The 18,737-nt window shown below is 61.4% G+C and carries 19 protein-coding genes and 1 pseudogene; 11 read left to right on the top strand and 9 right to left on the bottom strand.

Going from position 1 to position 18,737, the window contains the following annotated elements; all coding sequences use genetic code 11:
- The 3 genes and pseudogenes from Q0M35_RS10950 to Q0M35_RS10940 all read left to right on the top strand — a co-directional run.
- A pseudogene (locus Q0M35_RS10950) lies at nt 1–263 on the top strand (ABC transporter ATP-binding protein); the annotation flags it as partial.
- 55 nt (nt 264–318) lie between these two features.
- The gene (locus Q0M35_RS10945; protein ID WP_295315099.1) at nt 319–951 is read left to right on the top strand and encodes a MarC family protein; all 633 of its coding nucleotides are present in this window, start codon (nt 319–321) and stop codon (nt 949–951) included.
- Nucleotides 952–1,004: 53 nt separating this feature from the next.
- A complete protein-coding gene (locus Q0M35_RS10940; RefSeq protein WP_295315097.1) occupies nt 1,005–1,586 on the top strand; it encodes a TIGR02281 family clan AA aspartic protease in 582 nt (193 codons plus the stop codon).
- On the opposite strand, the gene Q0M35_RS10935 is transcribed toward Q0M35_RS10940, so the two are convergent.
- Both Q0M35_RS10935 and Q0M35_RS10930 read right to left on the bottom strand, forming a co-directional pair.
- Nucleotides 1,587–2,048 (bottom strand): DNA polymerase III subunit chi, encoded by a 462-nt coding sequence (locus tag Q0M35_RS10935; protein ID WP_295315095.1) that lies wholly within the window; start codon nt 2,046–2,048, stop codon nt 1,587–1,589.
- A gap of 5 nt (nt 2,049–2,053) precedes the next feature.
- Nucleotides 2,054–3,526, bottom strand: coding sequence for a leucyl aminopeptidase (locus tag Q0M35_RS10930; RefSeq protein WP_295315093.1), 1,473 nt, complete (start codon nt 3,524–3,526; stop codon nt 2,054–2,056).
- A 136-nt stretch (nt 3,527–3,662) separates the two neighbouring features.
- Here Q0M35_RS10930 and lptF point away from each other — a divergent pair, with 136 nt between their 5' ends.
- The 6 genes from lptF to rsmA are packed head-to-tail and all read left to right on the top strand — an operon-like array spanning nt 3,663 to nt 11,057.
- A complete protein-coding gene (gene lptF / locus Q0M35_RS10925; RefSeq protein WP_295315090.1) occupies nt 3,663–4,790 on the top strand; it encodes an LPS export ABC transporter permease LptF in 1,128 nt (375 codons plus the stop codon).
- Complete coding sequence (gene lptG, locus Q0M35_RS10920) at nt 4,787–5,884, top strand: LPS export ABC transporter permease LptG (protein ID WP_295315088.1); 1,098 nt, start codon at nt 4,787–4,789, stop codon at nt 5,882–5,884. Before lptF ends, lptG begins: the two co-directional genes overlap by 4 nt.
- Nucleotides 5,877–8,015, top strand: a complete 2,139-nt coding sequence (lptD, locus tag Q0M35_RS10915) for an LPS assembly protein LptD (protein ID WP_295315086.1) — start codon at nt 5,877–5,879, stop codon at nt 8,013–8,015. The genes lptG and lptD overlap by 8 nt, the downstream gene beginning before the upstream one ends.
- A gap of 5 nt (nt 8,016–8,020) precedes the next feature.
- The gene (locus tag Q0M35_RS10910; RefSeq protein WP_295315084.1) at nt 8,021–9,244 is read left to right on the top strand and encodes a peptidylprolyl isomerase; all 1,224 of its coding nucleotides are present in this window, start codon (nt 8,021–8,023) and stop codon (nt 9,242–9,244) included.
- Nucleotides 9,241–10,218, top strand: coding sequence for a 4-hydroxythreonine-4-phosphate dehydrogenase PdxA (pdxA, locus tag Q0M35_RS10905; protein WP_295315082.1), 978 nt, complete (start codon nt 9,241–9,243; stop codon nt 10,216–10,218). The genes Q0M35_RS10910 and pdxA overlap by 4 nt, the downstream gene beginning before the upstream one ends.
- Nucleotides 10,215–11,057, top strand: coding sequence for a 16S rRNA (adenine(1518)-N(6)/adenine(1519)-N(6))-dimethyltransferase RsmA (gene rsmA / locus Q0M35_RS10900; protein WP_295315080.1), 843 nt, complete (start codon nt 10,215–10,217; stop codon nt 11,055–11,057). The genes pdxA and rsmA overlap by 4 nt, the downstream gene beginning before the upstream one ends.
- A gap of 63 nt (nt 11,058–11,120) precedes the next feature.
- On the opposite strand, the gene Q0M35_RS10895 is transcribed toward rsmA, so the two are convergent.
- The 3 genes from Q0M35_RS10895 to prfA form a co-directional block, all read right to left on the bottom strand.
- A complete protein-coding gene (locus Q0M35_RS10895; RefSeq protein ID WP_295315078.1) occupies nt 11,121–11,690 on the bottom strand; it encodes a DUF4167 domain-containing protein in 570 nt (189 codons plus the stop codon).
- A gap of 224 nt (nt 11,691–11,914) precedes the next feature.
- Nucleotides 11,915–12,748: a peptide chain release factor N(5)-glutamine methyltransferase gene (gene prmC, locus Q0M35_RS10890; protein ID WP_295315076.1), complete on the bottom strand. Its 834-nt coding sequence runs from the start codon at nt 12,746–12,748 to the stop codon at nt 11,915–11,917.
- A complete protein-coding gene (gene prfA / locus Q0M35_RS10885; RefSeq protein ID WP_295315073.1) occupies nt 12,745–13,800 on the bottom strand; it encodes a peptide chain release factor 1 in 1,056 nt (351 codons plus the stop codon). The genes prmC and prfA overlap by 4 nt, the downstream gene beginning before the upstream one ends.
- Nucleotides 13,801–13,862: 62 nt before the next feature.
- Here prfA and Q0M35_RS10880 point away from each other — a divergent pair, with 62 nt between their 5' ends.
- Complete coding sequence (locus tag Q0M35_RS10880; RefSeq protein ID WP_295315071.1) at nt 13,863–14,150, top strand: hypothetical protein; 288 nt, start codon at nt 13,863–13,865, stop codon at nt 14,148–14,150.
- Here the strand turns inward: Q0M35_RS10880 and Q0M35_RS10875 are convergent.
- Genes Q0M35_RS10875 through Q0M35_RS10860 form a run of 4 tightly spaced genes read right to left on the bottom strand, consistent with a single transcriptional unit; the run spans nt 14,091 to nt 17,636 of the window.
- On the bottom strand, nt 14,091–14,489 hold the full coding sequence (locus tag Q0M35_RS10875; RefSeq protein WP_366519657.1) for a DUF1499 domain-containing protein: 399 nt from the start codon (nt 14,487–14,489) through the stop codon (nt 14,091–14,093). The genes Q0M35_RS10880 and Q0M35_RS10875 overlap by 60 nt on opposite strands.
- A gap of 58 nt (nt 14,490–14,547) precedes the next feature.
- The gene (gene speB, locus Q0M35_RS10870) at nt 14,548–15,498 is read right to left on the bottom strand and encodes an agmatinase (protein WP_295315067.1); all 951 of its coding nucleotides are present in this window, start codon (nt 15,496–15,498) and stop codon (nt 14,548–14,550) included.
- A complete protein-coding gene (gene speB, locus Q0M35_RS10865; RefSeq protein WP_295315065.1) occupies nt 15,498–16,466 on the bottom strand; it encodes an agmatinase in 969 nt (322 codons plus the stop codon). The genes speB (Q0M35_RS10870) and speB (Q0M35_RS10865) overlap by 1 nt, the downstream gene beginning before the upstream one ends.
- Before the next feature lie 3 nt (nt 16,467–16,469).
- Nucleotides 16,470–17,636, bottom strand: a complete 1,167-nt coding sequence (locus tag Q0M35_RS10860) for a M20 aminoacylase family protein (RefSeq protein ID WP_295315063.1) — start codon at nt 17,634–17,636, stop codon at nt 16,470–16,472.
- A 63-nt stretch (nt 17,637–17,699) separates the two neighbouring features.
- On the opposite strand from Q0M35_RS10860, the gene mazG reads away from it, so the two are divergent.
- A complete protein-coding gene (mazG, locus tag Q0M35_RS10855; RefSeq protein WP_295315061.1) occupies nt 17,700–18,515 on the top strand; it encodes a nucleoside triphosphate pyrophosphohydrolase in 816 nt (271 codons plus the stop codon).
- Nucleotides 18,516–18,737: the final 222 nt, after the last annotated feature.

The following is an 18,737-nucleotide window of genomic DNA, read 5'->3' as shown; positions in this document are numbered from 1 at the left end:
AGGCCCGTCGCGCCAGCCGGGACGAAATCCTGGCCCTCAGATCAGAGGTGCGCAAATCCGAAGCCCGGGTCGAAAAGCTGAACGAAATGCGCGACAGGCTTGCCGGCAAACTGGCCGACCCTGCACTTTACGAAGACGCCAAGGGCGGCGAACTGGAAGTCTGGAACAAGAAATACGCCGAAGTGATGGAAGCACTCGAACGAGCTGAAACACTCTGGATGACCGCTCTGGAAAACCTTGAAACCGCCGGGCCCGACCACTGAGACCTTTGCCTGCAATCACATCAGGCTCCGGGGCAACCCCCGGGTAGGACGATAAATGATACCTGATACTGCCTTTATGATCACCGCCTTCGTCACCATGTTTGTGGTGATCGATCCCATCGGGCTGGCGCCGCTTTTCGTGGCGCTCACCCAGGGCATGTCGTCTACCCTGCGTCGGCGCATTGCTTTTCGCGCGACATTTGTCGGTGTTCTCATTCTGCTGGCCTTTGCGGCCTTTGGCGAGGCGCTGCTGAATTTCATTGGGATCTCGATGCCGGCCTTTCGCGTCGCCGGTGGCATCCTGCTGTTTCTGACGGCACTTGATATGCTCTTTGAGCGGCGCACCAAGAGGCGCGAGGACCGCTCGGACGGGGACGACCACGAGGATCCTTCAGTCTTTCCCCTCGCCATCCCGCTGATAGCCGGACCAGGCGCCATCGCATCGGTGATCCTGCTCATGGGCCAGCGGCCGGGGATTGAGGGCACCGTCATGGTGCTTGGCGCAACCGGCCTTGTGATGGTCATTGTTGTGGCCTTTTTCATGGCCAGCGGGCTGATTGAACGCGCGCTCGGCAAAACCGGTATCACCGTCGTCACCAGGCTTCTGGGCATGCTGCTCGCGGCACTTTCGGTTCAGTTCGTGCTCGACGGGCTCTCGGCATTCGGCTTTGGCCCCGGCGCGGGCTGACATCGCGCGCACGGCTTCCTATATCGGCGCGGTAACAACGCAAAGGATATCCCGTGCAGGGCGATGATATCGGCAGACTTATCTATCTGGTGCTCCTTGGTCTGATGATCGCAGGATTTTTCGTCGCGCAGAACCGCATGTCGCTGAACAAAACCCTTCAGTCGGCAGCCGTCTGGGTGCTGATCTTTTTCGGCGTGGTCGCGATCTACGGTCTCTGGGGAGACATCCGCCAGACGGTCATGCCGCAACAGGTCAGCTTTGCAGAGACCGGCCAGATTGTCGTGCCGCGCAGCCCCGACGGCCACTACTATATCCGGGCGGATGTGAACGGGGCGTCCACGCTCTTTGTGCTCGACACCGGCGCCACCGAAATGGTGCTGACACAGGATGACGCGCGCCGCGCGGGCCTCGATCCGCAGGCGCTTAACTATACCGGCCGGGCGATGACGGCCAACGGCGAGGTGCGCACAGCACCGGTCTGGCTGGAGAGTGTCACCCTCGGCGCAGTCACCGACCGCAACCTGCCCGCCACAGTAAACGGCGGAGAAATGTCACAGTCACTGCTTGGCATGACCTATCTGCAACGCTGGGGCCGGATTGAGATCGAGGGCGGAGAGCTGACCCTGACACGCTGATCAGGTTTCGGCTTTCTTTTCCCAGCTTCCCGATTCCTCGGACCAGTATTGCGCAGGAACGCCGGCGTCTTTCAGCTCTTTCCACTGTGCGCGCGCCACGTCCAGCGCCTGCGGGTCATTGCCGTCAAAAAGCACGCAAACCCTCTCAAGATCCGACACTTCGCGGGGTGTCACCGGCGCCCCGTCGATGCTCATGACACAGTGCGCGCCATTTGCCGCCGGCCCCTCCTGGGTTGTCAGCAGAACCGGCTGCGCCGCATCATGCGCACCGCCGGCCAGACCATGGGCCGGAAACCCATCTGCCGGACCCTGCCAGAGCTTCATATCAAGCCACTCCAGCCGCGCCCGGTCAGTGCCGCGCACAGCAACTTTCCACCCGGCCCCCGCCGCTTTTCCCAGCAGCATCGCAAGCGTATCCTCCATCGGGCGCCGCGTCAGGTGGTAGAACATCGCCATGCCCACAGCGGTTATTCCGTCTCGAAATGATCCGCCACAAGCCGGTCCAGCGCCCGCACGCCCCAGCCGGTCGCACCTTTGGGGGCCAGGGGCGTTTCGGATTTCACCGAGGCGACACCGGCAATATCCAGATGGATCCACGGCACACCCTCTTTGACGAAGCGCAGCAGATACTGCGCCGCGGTGATTGAGCCCGCCGGACGGCCCCCGATGTTTTTCATATCCGCAACGGGGGATTTCAGCATATCGTCGTAAGCCTCGCCCAGCGGCATCCGCCAGGCACCCTCGCCCTCGGCCTCCGCGGCTTTGAGGAAACGGTTGCACAGCGTGTCGTCGTTGGAGAAGACACCGGCATTTTCATGGCCAAGACCGATGATGATCGCACCGGTCAGAGTTGCCAGATCGATCATACCGGCCGGTTCAAACCGTTCCTGCGCGTACCACATGACATCGCAGAGCACGAGGCGGCCTTCGGCGTCGGTATTCAGGATCTCGACAGTATCGCCCTTCATGGATTTCACCACATCGCCGGGGCGGATCGCCGTGCCCGAAGGCATGTTTTCCACCAGTCCGACCAGCCCGACGACATTTGCTTTGGCACCGCGCAGTGCCAGCGCACGCATCACACCGGCGACCGTTCCGGCGCCGCCCATGTCCATGGTCATGTCCTCCATACCGGCGGCGGGTTTCAGGCTGATACCACCGGTATCAAAAACCACGCCCTTCCCGACGAGCGCCAGCGGGGCTTCGCCTTCGGCGCCTCCGTTCCACTGCATCACCACCACTTTTGAGGGGCTCGACGAGCCCTGACCGACCGCCAGCAGGGTACGCATGCCCAGTTCCTCAAGCTTGTCTTCTTCCAGCACCTCCACCGACAGACCCAGTTTTTCCATATCGACCAGCCGGTTGGCGAATTCGGTGGTGGTCAGAATATTGGCGGGTTCATTGACCAGATCGCGGGCGAAAAAGCACCCGTCAGCCAGCGCCAGATGCGGTGCTGCGGCCTCTTTGGCGGCCTCCGGATCACTGCACATCACTTTGATGGTGCCTTTTGCTGCCTCCGCGCCCGTTTTGTGCACGTTGAAGTCATAGTCCCGCAGCACAGCACCCGAGACCACATGGGCCACACGCCTCGCCCGCCCGGCAGCCAGCAACAGATCCGCCTTGCCGCGCAGACGGCCGAGAACAGCGCCCCCCTTGCGCGCCACGATGTCTCCTGACCGGCGCGGCAGACAAAGCACATCCACCGCCTCCGCCTTCATGCCCGCAGGCCAGGCCAGCGTAAACACCTTGCCGGGTTTGAGATCTTTCTCAGCGCGCGCTTCAAGCGCGCGGTTCAGCGCGCCTTTGCTCAGACGGTTGACCCGGCGCCCCGCCGCATCTGTTTTGCCTTCCGTATCCACGATGATGGCGACGCGGCCCTCGTGTCCTGCCAGCTTCTCAATATCGGTTTCGGTAAATGTCACGGGGGTCGGCGTGGTCATGGATCGGGCCTCCTGGGATTACATTCCTGCATCGACCTAGCGCGGCTGAAGGCCGAAGACCAGATAGCAGTTTTACCGCCGCACATTCTGGTCTATTCTGAAAAAAACACAGGCAAAAAAACTGAAAGGTGTTCGGGTGGTCAGAATCGACAGATATATCCTGTCGCAACTGCTGATCCTGTTTGGTTTTTTTGCGCTCGTTCTGGTGGCTGTGTTCTGGATCAACCGCGCAGTTATCCTGTTTGACCGGCTGATCAGCGACGGGCAATCGGCGTTTATCTTTCTCGAATTTACCGCTCTGGGCCTGCCAAAACTGATCACAACCGTGATCCCCATCGCCACTTTCTGTGCCGCCGTCTATGTCACCAACCGGCTGAGCAATGAAAGCGAACTGACGGTCATGCAGGCCACAGGCTCCGGCCCGTTCCGCCTCGCGCGGCCGGTGTTGTATTACGGGATCATCGTATTTCTGATGGCATCGGTGCTGCATCATTTCCTCGTCCCGATGGCCCAGCAACAGCTTAATCAGCGCGAAGCCGAAATTTCACAGAACGTCACGGCAAGGCTGCTGACCGAGGGCACCTTTCTCAATCCGACACGCGGGGTCACGTTTTACACCCGCGCGATCGACGCGGACGGGGTGCTGAGGGATGTTTTTCTGTCAGACCGGCGCGACCCGCAGGAAGGTGTGATGTACACAGCGCAGGAAGCCTATCTGATCCGCAGTGACAACCGCACCACGCTTATTATGGTTGACGGGATGGCGCAGCGTCTGACCAATGACGACCGGCGCCTGGCCACGGCAAATTTCCGGGATTTCTCATTCGACATCACCAGCCTGGTGAGCAATGACGCCCAGGGCCGGCGCAGCGCGAGGACCCTGACGACACCGGAACTGTTCATGCCCTTTGATCTGCTTGCGGAGCAGACAGGTCAGAGCCCCGGCACTCTGGCTGAAGAGTTTCACTCCCGTTTTGCGGAGCCGTTCTTTTGCGTTGTGGCCGCGATGATAGGCTTCAGCACATTGCTGGTCGGGGGCTTTTCGCGCTTTGGCATCTGGCGCGAGGCCTTTATCGCCTTTTTGCTGCTGGTCGCGCTTGACGGGGCACGCAGCACACTGGTCGATCCGGTCCGCAGTGACCCGGATATGTGGCCGGTACTCTATGTGCCCTCTCTTACCGGCGCGGTACTGGCGCTCGCAATGCTCTGGTATGCGGCACGTCCGCGATGGATCAGGCGCCGGTTCAGCGGGGTGGCGGCATGATTTTGCACTATTACTTCGCCCGCCGCTTCATCTGGAGTTTCCTGATCATCACGATGATCCTCTATTCGCTCGTGGCCCTCGTGGATCTGGTGGATCAGACCCGAAAGTTCGGTGACCTCGGTGTCTCATTCGGACAGCTTGTCGGGCTGACACTGCTCAACGCACCTGAAACGGTGAACCAGATCCTGCCGCTGATCATGATCCTTGCGACCATCGTTCTTTTTGTGAATTTCGCGCGCACCTCCGAGCTGGTCGCGACCCGTGCGGCCGGGCGGTCCGCGCTCAGCGCGCTGATGGCACCGGTGGCGGTTGCGATGCTGATCGGCGCGTTTGCGGTGACCATGCTCAACCCGATCGTCGCCGGCACATCTTCGAAGTACAGCCAGCTTACAGAAAGCTACCGGAGCGGCGGTGCCTCTACGTTGTCGATTTCCAGCGAGGGGCTCTGGCTGCGACAGGGCGGCGAGACCGGCCAGACGGTGATCCGGGCGTGGCGCTCCAATCAGGACGCTTCCGTACTCTATGACGTGACTTTTCTGGAATATGAACCCGGGACCGGCCCGCGCCGGCGCGTTGCCGCGCAAAGTGCTGCCCTCGAAGAAGGCGCGTGGATGCTGACGAATGCAAAGGAATGGCCGCTCGCACCCGGTGTTAACGCCGAAGCCACTTCCGTCACACACGAACGGCTGCGTATCCCCTCGACGCTGACCCTCGAGCAGATCAGGGAAAGCTTCGGACGCCCCGGCTCCATTTCAATCTGGGCGCTGCCGGATTTCATCAGGCAGCTTGATCAGGCCGGGTTCTCCTCGCGCCAGCACCGCGTCTGGCTGCAGTCCGAGCTGGCACGCCCGCTCTTTCTGATGTCGATGGTTCTGGTCGCCAGCGCCTTTACAATGCGCCACACGCGCTTTGGCGGCACCGGTCTGGCGGTGCTTGCCGCCGTACTTCTGGGCTTCGGCCTCTACTTTATCCGCAGTTTTGCGCAGATCCTGGGCGAGAATGGCCAGATCCCGGTTTATCTGGCAGCCTGGGCGCCACCTGTCGCCTCTGTCATGCTCGCACTCGGGCTTTTGCTGCATGCGGAGGATGGCTGATATGCTGAGCCGCCTTGCAGCTTTGGCTTTCCTCCTGGTGTTTTCCTGCCCGGCAACCGCACAGCAGACCGCGACTGATAATCCTCCCACGGTCCTGATCGCGGATGAGCTGCTCATCCGCGAAGACCGCGTGCTGGTCGCCCGCGGCAATGTCGAAGCCTTTCAGGGCACGACCCGCATCACTGCCAGCGAAATCCGCTATGACCGAAGCGCGGGATCGCTCGAGATCAGAGGACCGATCGCCATCACAGACGGCGGACGCACGACGATCCTCGCGTCTGCGGCCAGTCTGAATGAAAACCTGCGCACCGGCCTGCTGAGCAGCGCGCGCCTAGTGATGAACCAGCAACTGCAGCTTGCCGCCGTTCGGATGCAGCGGGTGACGCCCCGCTATGACCAGCTTTACAAAACCACCGTGACATCATGCAGAATCTGCGAAGACGGCAAACCGCCGCTCTGGCAGATCCGCGCAAAACGGGTGATCCACGACCGCGAAGAACGCCAGATCTATTTTGACCAGGCGCAGTTCCGGATCAGAAACATTCCCGTGGCTTACTTTCCGCGTCTGCGTCTGCCCGACCCGACCGTCGAGCGCACGACCGGCTTTCTTATACCCTCGCTGCGTACAACCAGCGAACTCGCGACAGGGATCAAGATCCCCTACTTTATCGCGATCGACCCGCATCGCGACATTACCGTCACGCCTTATGTTTCCGCGCGCACCCGGACACTGGAGCTGCGGTATCGCCAGGCCTTTGTGAACGGTCGGATCGATCTTGAGACAGCCGGAAGCCGGGATGACGAACGCCCCGGCGAAACCCGCGGCTATCTTTTTGGCACCGGTAATTTCGAGCTGCCGGATGATTTCCGCCTGACCTTCGATGTCGAGCTGACCTCGGATGACGCCTATCTCGAGAATTACGGCTATTCCGGCAAAGACCGTCTCGACAGCGCGCTGACGATCAGCCGGGCGCGACGCGACGAGTTCATCTCGGCCGGTCTGATCAATTATAAATCGTTGCGTGACGGCGACGTGAATGCCGAACTGCCGACCGTGGTGGCGGATCTCTATTATGAAACCCGCTACTTTCCACAGGCCTTCGGCGGCGAGTTACGCTTTACCGCTAATGCGCACAGCCATTTCCGCTATTCCGATGAAGATATCATCGGCCGCGACGTCTCGCGGGTGAACGTCGATACCGACTGGCTGCGCGGCTGGACGCTGCCAGGCGGGTTGCGCGCAGATGCAACCCTTGGGCTCTCCGCAGATCTCTTCAACATCACCCAGGACAGCACGACACCGCAGAACCAGACACAGCTGAGCCCACGCACGGCACTGGCGCTGCGCTATCCGCTTGCAAAGGCTTCTCAGGACGGTGTGTCGCATATGCTTGAGCCCGTGGCGCAGATCGCCTGGACCGGCGGCGACCGCCTCGATATCCCCAACGAGGAGAGCACACGGGTCGAGTTTGACGGCGGCAACCTTCTGTCTTTATCCCGGTTTCCCAAGGCAGATCGTCGGGAACGGGGCACCGTCGGGGCGTGGGGGATTAACTGGTCGCGCTACAATCCGCAGGGCTGGGACAGTTCGATGACACTGGGACAGGTGGTGCGGGCCAAAGCGGATGACAGTTTTACTGTGTCATCCGGCCTGACGGGCACGAGTTCCGATCTGTTGCTGGCCGGGCAGTTCAAAACGCCCGGCGGTTGGGATATCACGGCGCGCACGCTCTTTAATGATGCCTTCGATTTTACCAAAGCTGAATTCCGCGGCGAATACAGCACAGGTCGGGGCCGGATCGGCGGGACCTACATCTGGCTCGATGAGGACGAAGAAATCGGATCCGTCGGCAACGTATCGGAAATACTGCTTGATGGATTTTACCGGGTGGACCGTCACTGGACGACCCGGGCCAACTGGCGCTACGACTTCTCGGCCAATGGTGCTGTCACGGCGGGCGCAGGCGTAAGCTATAACAACGAATGCGTGTCGGTTGACTTCTCTGTGGACCGGCGCTTTACCACCTCGACAAGTCTTGAGCCATCGACCACTCTGGGGTTAAACATCGGCCTTAACGGCTTCTCGGCCCGCAAGGGGACGGAAACATACACAAGAACATGCAAAAGCTAGGCAATATGAGCAGACTGAAAAGATTGGGCACCGCTGCGGCGTTTGCCGTGCTGGCGGCGGGCGCAGGTATGCCCGCGGTCGCACAGAACCTCTTTGCACCGGCCGTTCTGGTGAATGATGACGTCGTCACAGGATACGAGATCGAACAGCGGCTGCAGTTTCTGACCCTGCTCAATGCGCCGGGCGCCACGCGGGACGCGGTAATCGAGACGCTGATCGACGAGCGCCTGCGCGAACAGGCAGTGGATGCCGCCGGTCTTGAGATCACGCCCGAAGGGCTGGCCGCGGGCATGTCGGAATTCGCAGCAAGGGCCAATCTCGAAGGCGAAGAAATGGTCTCCCGGCTGGAAGAGGCCGGCGTTGCGCGCGAAAGCTTTGAGGATTTCATCAGCATCGGAGTGACCTGGCGCGACCTGATCGCGGCACGCTTTGGCCGCCGGCTGGAGATCAGCGAAGACGAGATCGACCGCGCGCTGGGATCGACCACCGATTCCGGTGGTATCCGCGTTCTGGTCTCCGAGATCATCATTCCCGCCCCGCCTGAACAGCGCGAAGAGGTCAACGCCGTCGCCGACCAGATCGCGGCCAGCGCTTCGGCGGAGGAATTTTCCGAATACGCCCGCCGCTATTCTGCAACCGCCACGCGCGATCAGGGCGGAAGACTGCCCTGGCAGCAACTGAGCAATCTGCCGCCCGTATTGCGCCCGCTGCTGCTGGCACTGGCGCCAGGAGAGGTGACCGCGCCGATCGCCATTCCGGATGCTGTCGCCCTCTTTCAGCTGCGTGACATCGAAGAAACCGGCGACCCGGTCGAGGAATATGCAGCGATAGAATACGCCACCTATTATCTGCCCGGGGGTCGCAGCCAGGCGGGGCTGAATGCCGCGAGCAAGCTGCGCGCCCGGGTCGATATCTGCGATGACCTCTATGGCGTGGCCAAAGGCAAGCCTGAGGAAATTCTCGAGCGTCAGAGCCTGCCTCCCGGCGAAATCCCGCAGGATATCGCGATTGAGCTGAGCAAGCTGGATCCGGGCGAGGTGTCGACCGCACTGACCCGTTCAGGCGGCGAAACGCTGGTCTTTCTGATGCTCTGCGGACGGACGTCGGTGATCAACGAGGAAGTGGCCCGCGAGGATGCAGCGGCGGCGCTGCGTGAGCGCACGATCAACACATATGCACAAAGCCTGCTGGCGCAGTTGCGTGCGGATGCCCGTATCGTCTTTCCATGAATTTGCCGGATAAACCGGTTGTCATCAGCTGCGGCGAGCCGGCCGGGATCGGACCGGAGGTCGCGGCCGGAGCCTGGGCAATGCTGCGAGGCGAAGTGCCCCTCGCCTGGGTCGGTGATCCGCGCCACCTGCCCGCCGGCACACCCTTTGAAGAGATCACCGCCCTCTCTGAAGCAGAAAGCCTCTGTTCCCGCGCCCTGCCGGTCCTTGCACATACCTTTGCCCGCCCCGCCACGCCCGGCACACCCGACGCTGCCAACGCCCGGGGTGTAATCCACGCAATAGAACGATGCGTCGGGCTGGTGCAATCCGGCGAGGCCTCGGCCCTCTGCACGGCACCGATCAACAAAAAGGCGCTGATCGAAGGCGCCGGCTTTTCGTATCCGGGACATACAGAATATCTCGGTGCGCTGGCCGGCGACAGTGGCCGGGCTGTCATGATGCTGGCCTCTGAGGCACTGCGCGTCGTGCCTGTGACCATTCACATCGCCCTGAAAGATGTCCCCGCCGCCCTGACACCCGCGTTGCTGCGCAGCACCATCGACATCACCCACACCGATCTGCAAAACCGGTTCGGCATCGCAAATCCGCGCATCGCCGTCGCGGGTCTGAACCCGCATGCCGGTGAAGGCGGAACCATGGGCCGCGAGGAGACCGACTGGATCGCGGCACTGATCGATGAGCTTGCGGCCGGCGGTATGAATATCACCGGGCCGCTGCCCGCGGACACGATGTTTCACCCCGCCGCGCGTGCCGGATATGACGTCGCCCTGTGCATGTACCACGATCAGGCGCTGATCCCGATCAAGACGCTGGATTTCGACCGCGGCGTGAACGTGACCCTTGGCCTGCCCTTCATCCGCACCTCACCCGATCACGGCACCGCTTTTGACATCGCCGGAAAAGGCATCGCCAGCCCGGTCAGCATGTGTGAAGCGATTAAAATGGCCCACCGCATGGCGGGTTCATCATGAGCGCCATCGACACCCTGCCCCCCCTGCGGGAGGTTATCCGGACGCATGACCTTCAGGCCCGTAAATCCATGGGCCAGAACTTTTTGCTTGATCTCAACCTGACGGCCAAAATCGCGCGCCAGGCGGGTGATCTGAGCGCCTGTGATGTACTGGAAATCGGTCCCGGCCCCGGCGGTCTGACCCGCGGCCTGCTGGCCGAAGGGGCGCGGCACGTGCTGGCGATCGAGAAAGACGCGCGTTGCCTGCCACCGCTTGCCGAGATCGCGGATGCATACCCCGGACGGCTGACCGTGATCGAAGGCGACGCGCTGAAAACCGACCCGCTGGCATCACTCACACCACCGGTGCGCGTTGCGGCGAACCTGCCCTATAACGTCGGAACTGAACTTCTGGTGCGCTGGCTGACACCGCCTGACTGGCCGCCGTTCTGGGAAAGCCTGACTCTGATGTTTCAGCGCGAAGTCGCCGAACGGATCGTGGCACAGCCCGGGGGCAAGGCCTGGGGCAGGCTCGCGATCCTGGCGCAATGGCGTGCGGATGCGCGGATCGTAATGCAACTGCCACCCGAAGCTTTCACCCCGCCGCCCAAAGTCTCAAGCAGCGTGGTGCATCTGCAGGCGCTGCCAGAGCCGCGATATCCGGCGAATGCGGCGGTACTGTCCCGCGTGGTCGCCGCCGCATTCAACCAGCGCCGTAAAATGCTTCGGGCCGCGCTGAAAGGCATCGCCCCTGATATCGAGGACCGGCTGAACGCGGCCGGGATCAGACCCACCGATCGTGCCGAACAGATCCCTCTGGAGGGGTTCTGCGCTCTGGCCCGCATCATCGAGGCACCCTGAACGCAAAAGCCCCGCCGGGTGGCAGGGCTTCGCTTAATCTTACTCAATCCGGGTTTCTGCAGATTATTCAGCGGCCTCAGGCGCGTCACCGCCACTGCTCTCACCCTCACCACCCTCATTGCGGGGCTTCGGCTTGCGGCGCGGCGCGCGTTTCGGGCGCGGCTTTGGCTGGCTCTCCGGCGTCTCGACCAGATTGCTGTCCTGGTCTCCCCCGGCAGGCGCAGGCGCGTCCTGATGCTGGGTGTTCGCGGGTTGATTGTGCTGCTGCTCGGCTGGCTGGCTGGCTTCACGTTCCTGACGCTCTGCGCGCTCACGATCCCGTTCAGCCTGACGCTCCCGGTTCTGGCGTTCCTGCTCTTCGCGGCGGGCGTCAATCTCACGCTGCGCCTCGCTGAGCAGGCGGGTATAGTGCTCTGCATGCTGCTGAAAGTTTTCGGCGGCGACCCGGTCGTTGCTCAGCTGCGCGTCGCGGGCCAGCTGATTGTATTTCTCGATGATCTGCTGCGGTGTGCCGCGGACCTTTCCTTCAGGACCGGAGCTGTCGAACACGCGGTTTACGACATTGCCGCCCTGGTTGTTATTCGACCGGTTACGGTTGCTCTTTGAGCGCGACCGGGATCTCGATGATTTCATGAAGCTGTCTCAGCCTTCGTGCTGTTGATCGTTGTGCCGGTGGCGCCGCGCGCCAGGATAGATCCGGTTATTCGATATGTTGGGCATACTGCCGGGCGGGACCACACAAAGGAGCATATCCACCGCCGCAACTCCTTTGAATAAGCATGGCACGCGCCCTGCCGCAAGGGGTATTCCGGAATTTTGGCATATTTCAGCCGGTTTTCGGGTTATACCGCGATATTTTACCCGGGTTTTGATGCCCTTACGACACGGTCGCGCCCGTTCAGATCAGGCAGAATCGCCACCTCTGCCCAACCCTCTTCACGGAAAAAACCGGCCACGGCAGCACCCTGTGTCCAGCCGGTTTCAACCAGCACGCGGCCCTGCGCGCTCAGATATTGCTGCGCCTGTGCTGCAATAATCCGGTAAACGCTCAGACCGTCATGTTCGTCTGTCAGCGCCATGCGCGGCTCATGCTCGCGCAGTTCCGGTTGCACACCGGCCATTTCCGAGGCCGCCAGATAGGGCGGGTTGGACACGATCAGATCAAACCGCCCCTCCACATTTTCAAACCAGTCTGAGCGGAAGATATCTGCCCGGTCAGCCACCCCGTGCTGAACGGCATTCTGACTGGCCTGCAGACAGGCGGCCTCGCTCAGATCGACACCTGTGCCGGTGGCCGCTTCCCGCTCAGCAAGCAGGCTCACAAGGATGCAGCCAGACCCGGTGCCCAGATCCAGAACCCGGGAAAACGGCTCCGCCAGGGCCGCCTCGATCAGGGTTTCAGTTTCGGGCCGCGGGTCCAGCACATCCCGGCTGATCTCAAAGCGCCGCCCGTAAAATTCCCGCGCCCCGATGAGCTGCGAAACCGGGACCCGGACTGCCCGGAGTGCGACGAGCTGATCATAGCGTTCCGCAATCTCAGGCGCGATATCCTCCGGCGCAATCAGGGTCACACGCGCCGCGTCAACCTTTGCGGCATGGGCCAGCAGTATGCGTGCATCCCGCGCAGGGTCCGGCACCCCGGCCGCGCGCAATCGCGCCATTGCGGCCAGCATGGCTTCGGCTGCGGTCATTGCCCCATCTCCGCGAGCATCCGCGCCTGGGCGTCCGCCGTCAGCGCATCGATGATCTCGTCGAGATCCCCCTGCATTACCGCATCAAGCCGGTAAAGCGTGAGGTTGATCCGGTGATCGGTCATCCTCCCCTGGGGAAAGTTATAGGTCCTGATCCGCTCTGACCGGTCGCCGGAGCCGACCTGGGCTGCCCGGTCCGCAGACCGTTCACTGTCCGCCCGTGTGCGTTCCAGATCATAAAGCCGCGCTTTGAGCACCTGCATCGCCCTGTCACGGTTGCGGTGCTGCGATTTTTCCGAACTGGTCACCACAATTCCGGTCGGTAAGTGCGTGATCCGTACGGCGGAATCGGTGGTATTCACATGCTGTCCACCCGCACCCGAAGACCGCATGGTGTCAATTCTCAGGTCACCGGGTTCAATGGATATGTCCACGTCTTCCGCCTCCGGCAGCACCGCGACAGTGGCCGCAGAAGTGTGAATGCGCCCGCCGCTTTCAGTGCTCGGCACGCGCTGCACCCGGTGCACGCCGCTTTCATATTTCAGCCGCGCAAAAACCCCGTCGCCACGGACGTGTGCCACCATCTCCTTAACGCCACCAAGCTCGGTTTCCTGCAGTTCAATCACCTCAAATGCCCAGCCACGGGTCTCGGCATACCGCTGATACATGCGCATCAGATCACCGGCAAAAAGTGCGGCCTCATCGCCACCGGTGCCGGGCCTGATCTCCAGCATCGCGGGTTTTGCATCCGCCGCATCGCGCGGCAGCAACGCACGCTGCAAAGCATCTTCAGCCGCCGGCAGGGCTGTTTTAAGCCGCTGCAGTTCTTCTGCCGCGAGACCTGCCATATCCGGATCCGACAGCATTTCGCGCGCCTCTTCCATATCACGGCAGAGCTGATCCCATGCAGCGATCTGCGCCACCACCGGGCGCAGTTCTGAATACTCGCGCGCAAGCTGCACGATATCGGCGCTCTGAGCACCATCCGCCATCGCCGCCTCCAGATACTGGAAGCGCGCGGTTAACTGTTCAAGGCGGTCTCTCGGGATCATGTCCCTGCAATCCGATATTGAAAGCCATTGGTCAAGGCGGCAGAACATGGTAAAATAGCGGTATGAAAAGACTGTTGCTCGCCCTTGCCTGTTCTGCCCTGCCCGCGACTGCCGATGTTACATCGCCCGGCGGCAAAACGGTGGAATGCTACTGCACCGACCGCTCCGGCGGCCGGGTGGAACTTGGTGAAACCATCTGCCTGCAGGTCGACGGGCGGATGTTCATGGCACAGTGCCAGATGTCGCTCAACGTGCCGATGTGGCGTGAAGTGCAGCAGGGCTGCCTTTCTTCAGGTCTTGGCAAAAACCGGGATCTGCTCCAGTCGGTCCCGGTTGACGCCCAGATCTGACGTTCCGAACCGCAGCCGGCCCCAGGCCCGGATATGTCCGTCACGCACCTCAATCGTCGTATAATCCGGAAATCCAAAAACCTTTGAGCGCGTAACATAGGTCACCCGCCCCTCCTCCACCGACCCGGCCAGCACAACGGTACGATCAAGCGCCCGCATATGCTGATCCGCTCGCTGAAGGGCATCCGGTCCGGCCTCAGCCACCCGGAAAGCGCCGCCGGAAAAGTCAGTATTCTGATCATAACGGAGCGGCTGGTGCCATCGCGCTGTGTCATGCGGCGCCAGACGCACCCAGGCGAGGCCTGCCAGCACCAGTAAAACAGCTCCCCCGAATATCATGCGCATCCCCCGGCCTTTCTCTGGCTCCAAAATATCCCCCGCGGAGCGTCCCGCAGGCTCACCGGTACGCAACGCCGGGCAGAACGCACAGCAGTTCGAACAGGATATTTGCTCCCGTCAGCGCCGTGTTGCCCGAAGTGTCATAGGGCGGCGACACTTCCACCAGATCACAGCCCACGATGTTCAGCCCCTTCAGCGCCGCAATCAGTTCCATCGCCTGTGGCGTCGTCAATCCGCCGATCTCCGGTGTGCCGGTGCCCGGAGCATAAGCAGGATCCAGACTGTCTATATCATACGTCACATATACCGGCATCTCCGGGCCGATGTCGCGCCGGATCTCAGCACCCAGTGAAGACAGGCTGCGATGCCACAGGTCGCGCGCAGGAAACTGCTGAAACCCCCAGCCCTGGGCCTCTTTGAAATCATCCGCCGTATAGCCCGATCCGCGCAGCCCCACCTGATAGGTTTTCGAGGGATCAATCAGCCCCTCTTCATACGCACGCCGGAACACCGTGCCGTGCGTTTCGCGCTCCCCGAACATGTCCTCGTTCACATCCGCATGCGCATCCACATGCACCAGTGCCAGAGGCCCGTGACGTTTGTGCATGGCCCGCAGGATTGGCAGCGTGATCGAATGATCCCCCCCGATTGCCATCGGCATTACGTCATAGTCCATGATCGCGTCATAGCTCTCCTGGATGATCCGCAGACTGTCAGAGAGCGAAAAGGTATTGATCGCCAGGTCCCCGATATCCGCGACCTGCAGACTGTCGAAGGGCGCCGCGCCGGTGCCCATGTTGTAGGGCCGGATCATCGCACTCTCAGCGCGCACCTGTTTGGGCCCGAAGCGTGTGCCCGACCGCCAGGACGTCCCGATATCCATCGGAATGCCAAGCACCGCCACATCAAGCCCTTTGAGATCATTGACCATCGGCAGACGCATAAAACTGCCGGGCCCGGAAAACCGTGCAAGGTCATTGCCGCTGATCGGCTGGTTCTTTTCAGCCATCAGGCGCCGCCCCGCATCTTCCAGCCCAGCAGGCACAGGATCTCTGTTGCCACATGGGCCCCCGCAATCGCCGTGGCGCCTGTGGTGTCAAAGGGGGGTGATACCTCAACGATATCCCCGCCGACGATATTGATGCCCGCCAGATCGCGCAGCATGATCGAGGCCTGTGCTGAAGTCAGCCCGCCCCAGACCGGTGTGCCGGTGCCTGGCGCAAAGGCCGGATCGAGCGCATCAATGTCAAACGTCAGATAGACGGGCCGGTCACCCAGCACTTCTTTGATCCGCGCGACCGTGGCCTGAGGCCCCTGCTCATGCACCTCACGCGCATCGATGACCGTTACCCCGAGCGTGTCCTCGTTGGTGGTGCGGATACCGACCTGAACCGAAGTTGCAGGATCGACAATGCCGGATTTCACCGCCTTATAGAACATCGTGCCGTGATCTATCCGGTCCATGTCATCATCAGGCCATGTATCCGTATGCGCATCGAACTGCAGCAGGCTGACGGGCCCGTATTTTTCGGCATAGGCCTTCAGAACGGGAAAGGTAATATAATGATCGCCACCAAGGGTCACGGTCGGCACGTTATGTTTCAGAATGCCCCGGATATGCTCGGTCAACCGGCCAGGAAAGGACGGTACATCGCCGTAATCAAACGCCAGATCGCCGTAATCTGCGATGGCAAACTCCTGCATCACGTCAAAACCCCAGCCATAGGGCGCGTCGGGTGCCTGCAACGCTGAAGCCTCGCGGATTGCTCGCGGCCCCAGACGCGTGCCCGTGCGGTTGGTTACCGCCTGGTCAAAAGGCACGCCTGTGACAGCGATATCCACGCCGGTAAGGTCCTTGGTGTATTTGCGCCGCAAAAAGGATGTGGCGCCGGCAAAGGTCAGCTCAAAGCTGTTGCCCTTCATATTCTCGCGGGTAAAGGCGTGATCGATCTCGGTTTTCGCGTCTTCAAGTGCCATGTGTCAGCTGCCCGCCACTGGTTGTGCGCGCTCGACAAGGCGCACGAAAAACGACGCCCCGATGGGTGCGATATCGTCGTTGAAATTGTATTTCGGATGATGCACGCCCGCGCCGTCGCCCTGGCCCAGCATCAGATAGGCACCGGGGCGCTTTTCCAGCATATAGGAGAAATCCTCGGCACCCATCACCGGGTTTGTCTCATGCACACCCGCTTCGCCCGCCACTTCACCGGCAACCTCGCTGGCAAAGACCGTCTTTTGTGCATCATTCACAGTCGGCGGATAGCCAAATTCAATCTTCAGCTCCGCTTCGAGCCCGAAAGTAGCGGCCTGCCCCGCCACGATTTCTTCCATGCGCCGCACGACCATGGCCTGAACCTCTTTGTCGAAGGTCCGCACGGTGCCGTTGATATAGCAGGTCTCCGGGATGACGTTATCCGTGGTGCCTGTGTGAATCTGCGTCGTTGAAATCACCAGCTGGTCCAGCGGATTACGGTTACGGCTCACAATTGTCTGCAGCGCCTGCACGAGCGAACAGGCCGCCACCACGGGGTCGATGGAATCGTGCGGGCGCGCGGCATGCCCGCCCTTGCCCGTTATGTGAATGTGAAAAGTATCCGCCGCCGCCATGATCGGACCCGGACGGGTGTTGAAACTGCCAAAATCTTTGCCGGGCGCGTTATGGATGGCGTAGACCTGAGAGATCTCGAAGGTGTCCATGATGCCTTCCCGCACCATGACCTCGCCGCCGCCGCCGAACTCTTCGGCGGGCTGAAAAATCAGCGCCACGCGACCGGAAAAATTGCGTGTCTCGGACAGGTATTTTGCCGCCCCCAACAGCATTGCCGTATGCCCGTCATGGCCACAGGCATGCATGCGGCCCTCGTGCTTTGACGCGTACTCAAGACCGGTTTCCTCGCTCATCGGCAGCGCATCCATATCCGCGCGCAGCCCGATGGTGGGACCCTCCCCCTGACCGTTGATGATCGCCACGATACCGGTCGTGGCAATACCTTCATGCATCTCATCCACACCGAATTCCCGAAGCCGTTCCGCCACGAAAGCAGCCGTCTGATGGCACTCGAGACCCAACTCCGGAATGGTGTGCAGATGCCGCCGCCAGGCGGTCATATCATCGCTCATATCGGCAATGCGGTTCACAACGGGCATGGGGTGGACTCCTGGCAGAATTATTTGTCAGGTGCATCAGACACCGAAGAGGCGCGCGCTGCAATGCCAGATGATCTGATCCACGACAAGGACGCCGGAATTGACCGTTTACTGGAAATAATGAGGCGTTTGCGCGACCCGCAGACGGGCTGCCCCTGGGACATCGAGCAGACCTTTGACACTATCGCGCCCTACACGATCGAGGAGGCCTATGAGGTGGCTGATGCCATCGAACGCCGCGCCTGGAATGAGCTTGAGGGCGAGCTTGGCGATCTGTTGCTGCAGACGGTCTATCACACCGCGATGGGCGAGGAAGAAGGGCGTTTCAGCTTTCAGTCTGTCGTGACGGCGATTTCCGACAAGATGGTCGCGCGGCACCCACATGTCTTTGGCGACGAGACGCGTGATAAAAGCGCCGAACAGCAAAGTGCCGACTGGGAAACAATTAAGGCCGCCGAACGCGCGGGCGAGGCGCAGAAAGGCACGCTCGACGGGGTGGCTGTGGGTTTGCCGTCTCTCCTGCGGGCGCTCAAACTGCAAAAGCGCGCGGCCCGTGTCGGGTTTGACTGGCCCTCCACCGATGAGGTGATCGACAAGATCCGCGAAGAAGCCGCAGAACTGGTCGAGGCCCGCGACACCCTCAGCCAGTCGGAAATCGAAGAGGAATTCGGCGATCTGCTTTTTGTCATGGCCAATCTCGGCCGGCACCTCGGTCTTGATCCCGAAGCTGCCCTGCGCGCGGCCAACGCCAAATTTACCCGCCGCTTCGAAGGGGTAGAAGCGCGGCTGGCCGCGATGGGCAAAACGCCTGCCGAGAGCGATCTGGCGGAGATGGACGCTCTCTGGGACGCGGTCAAACGCGAAGGACACAGCACCTGATTTTCCTCAGTCGGATTGGCAACACGGGCCCGGGGCGTCGCGAAAAGCCTCGCGCGGCGGAATATCGCCGGATGCGGCGGCGAAGCTCTCTCGGGTTTCAGGTGGATCAGCATATCGGTGCTGTCGCTCCGCAGGAGAATTTCACCGGGGCCACATCGCCTGCATGAATGAACCCGGGATTAAGAAGCTGCGACAGGATGAGCACCTTATTGTGCAGATGCA

It is taken from the genome of Roseobacter sp. (assembly GCF_024639605.1).
GTDB lineage: Bacteria > Pseudomonadota > Alphaproteobacteria > Rhodobacterales > Rhodobacteraceae > Roseobacter.
Note: the sequence above shows the minus strand (reverse complement) of the source record. Positions and strands in the feature narration are given on the sequence as shown.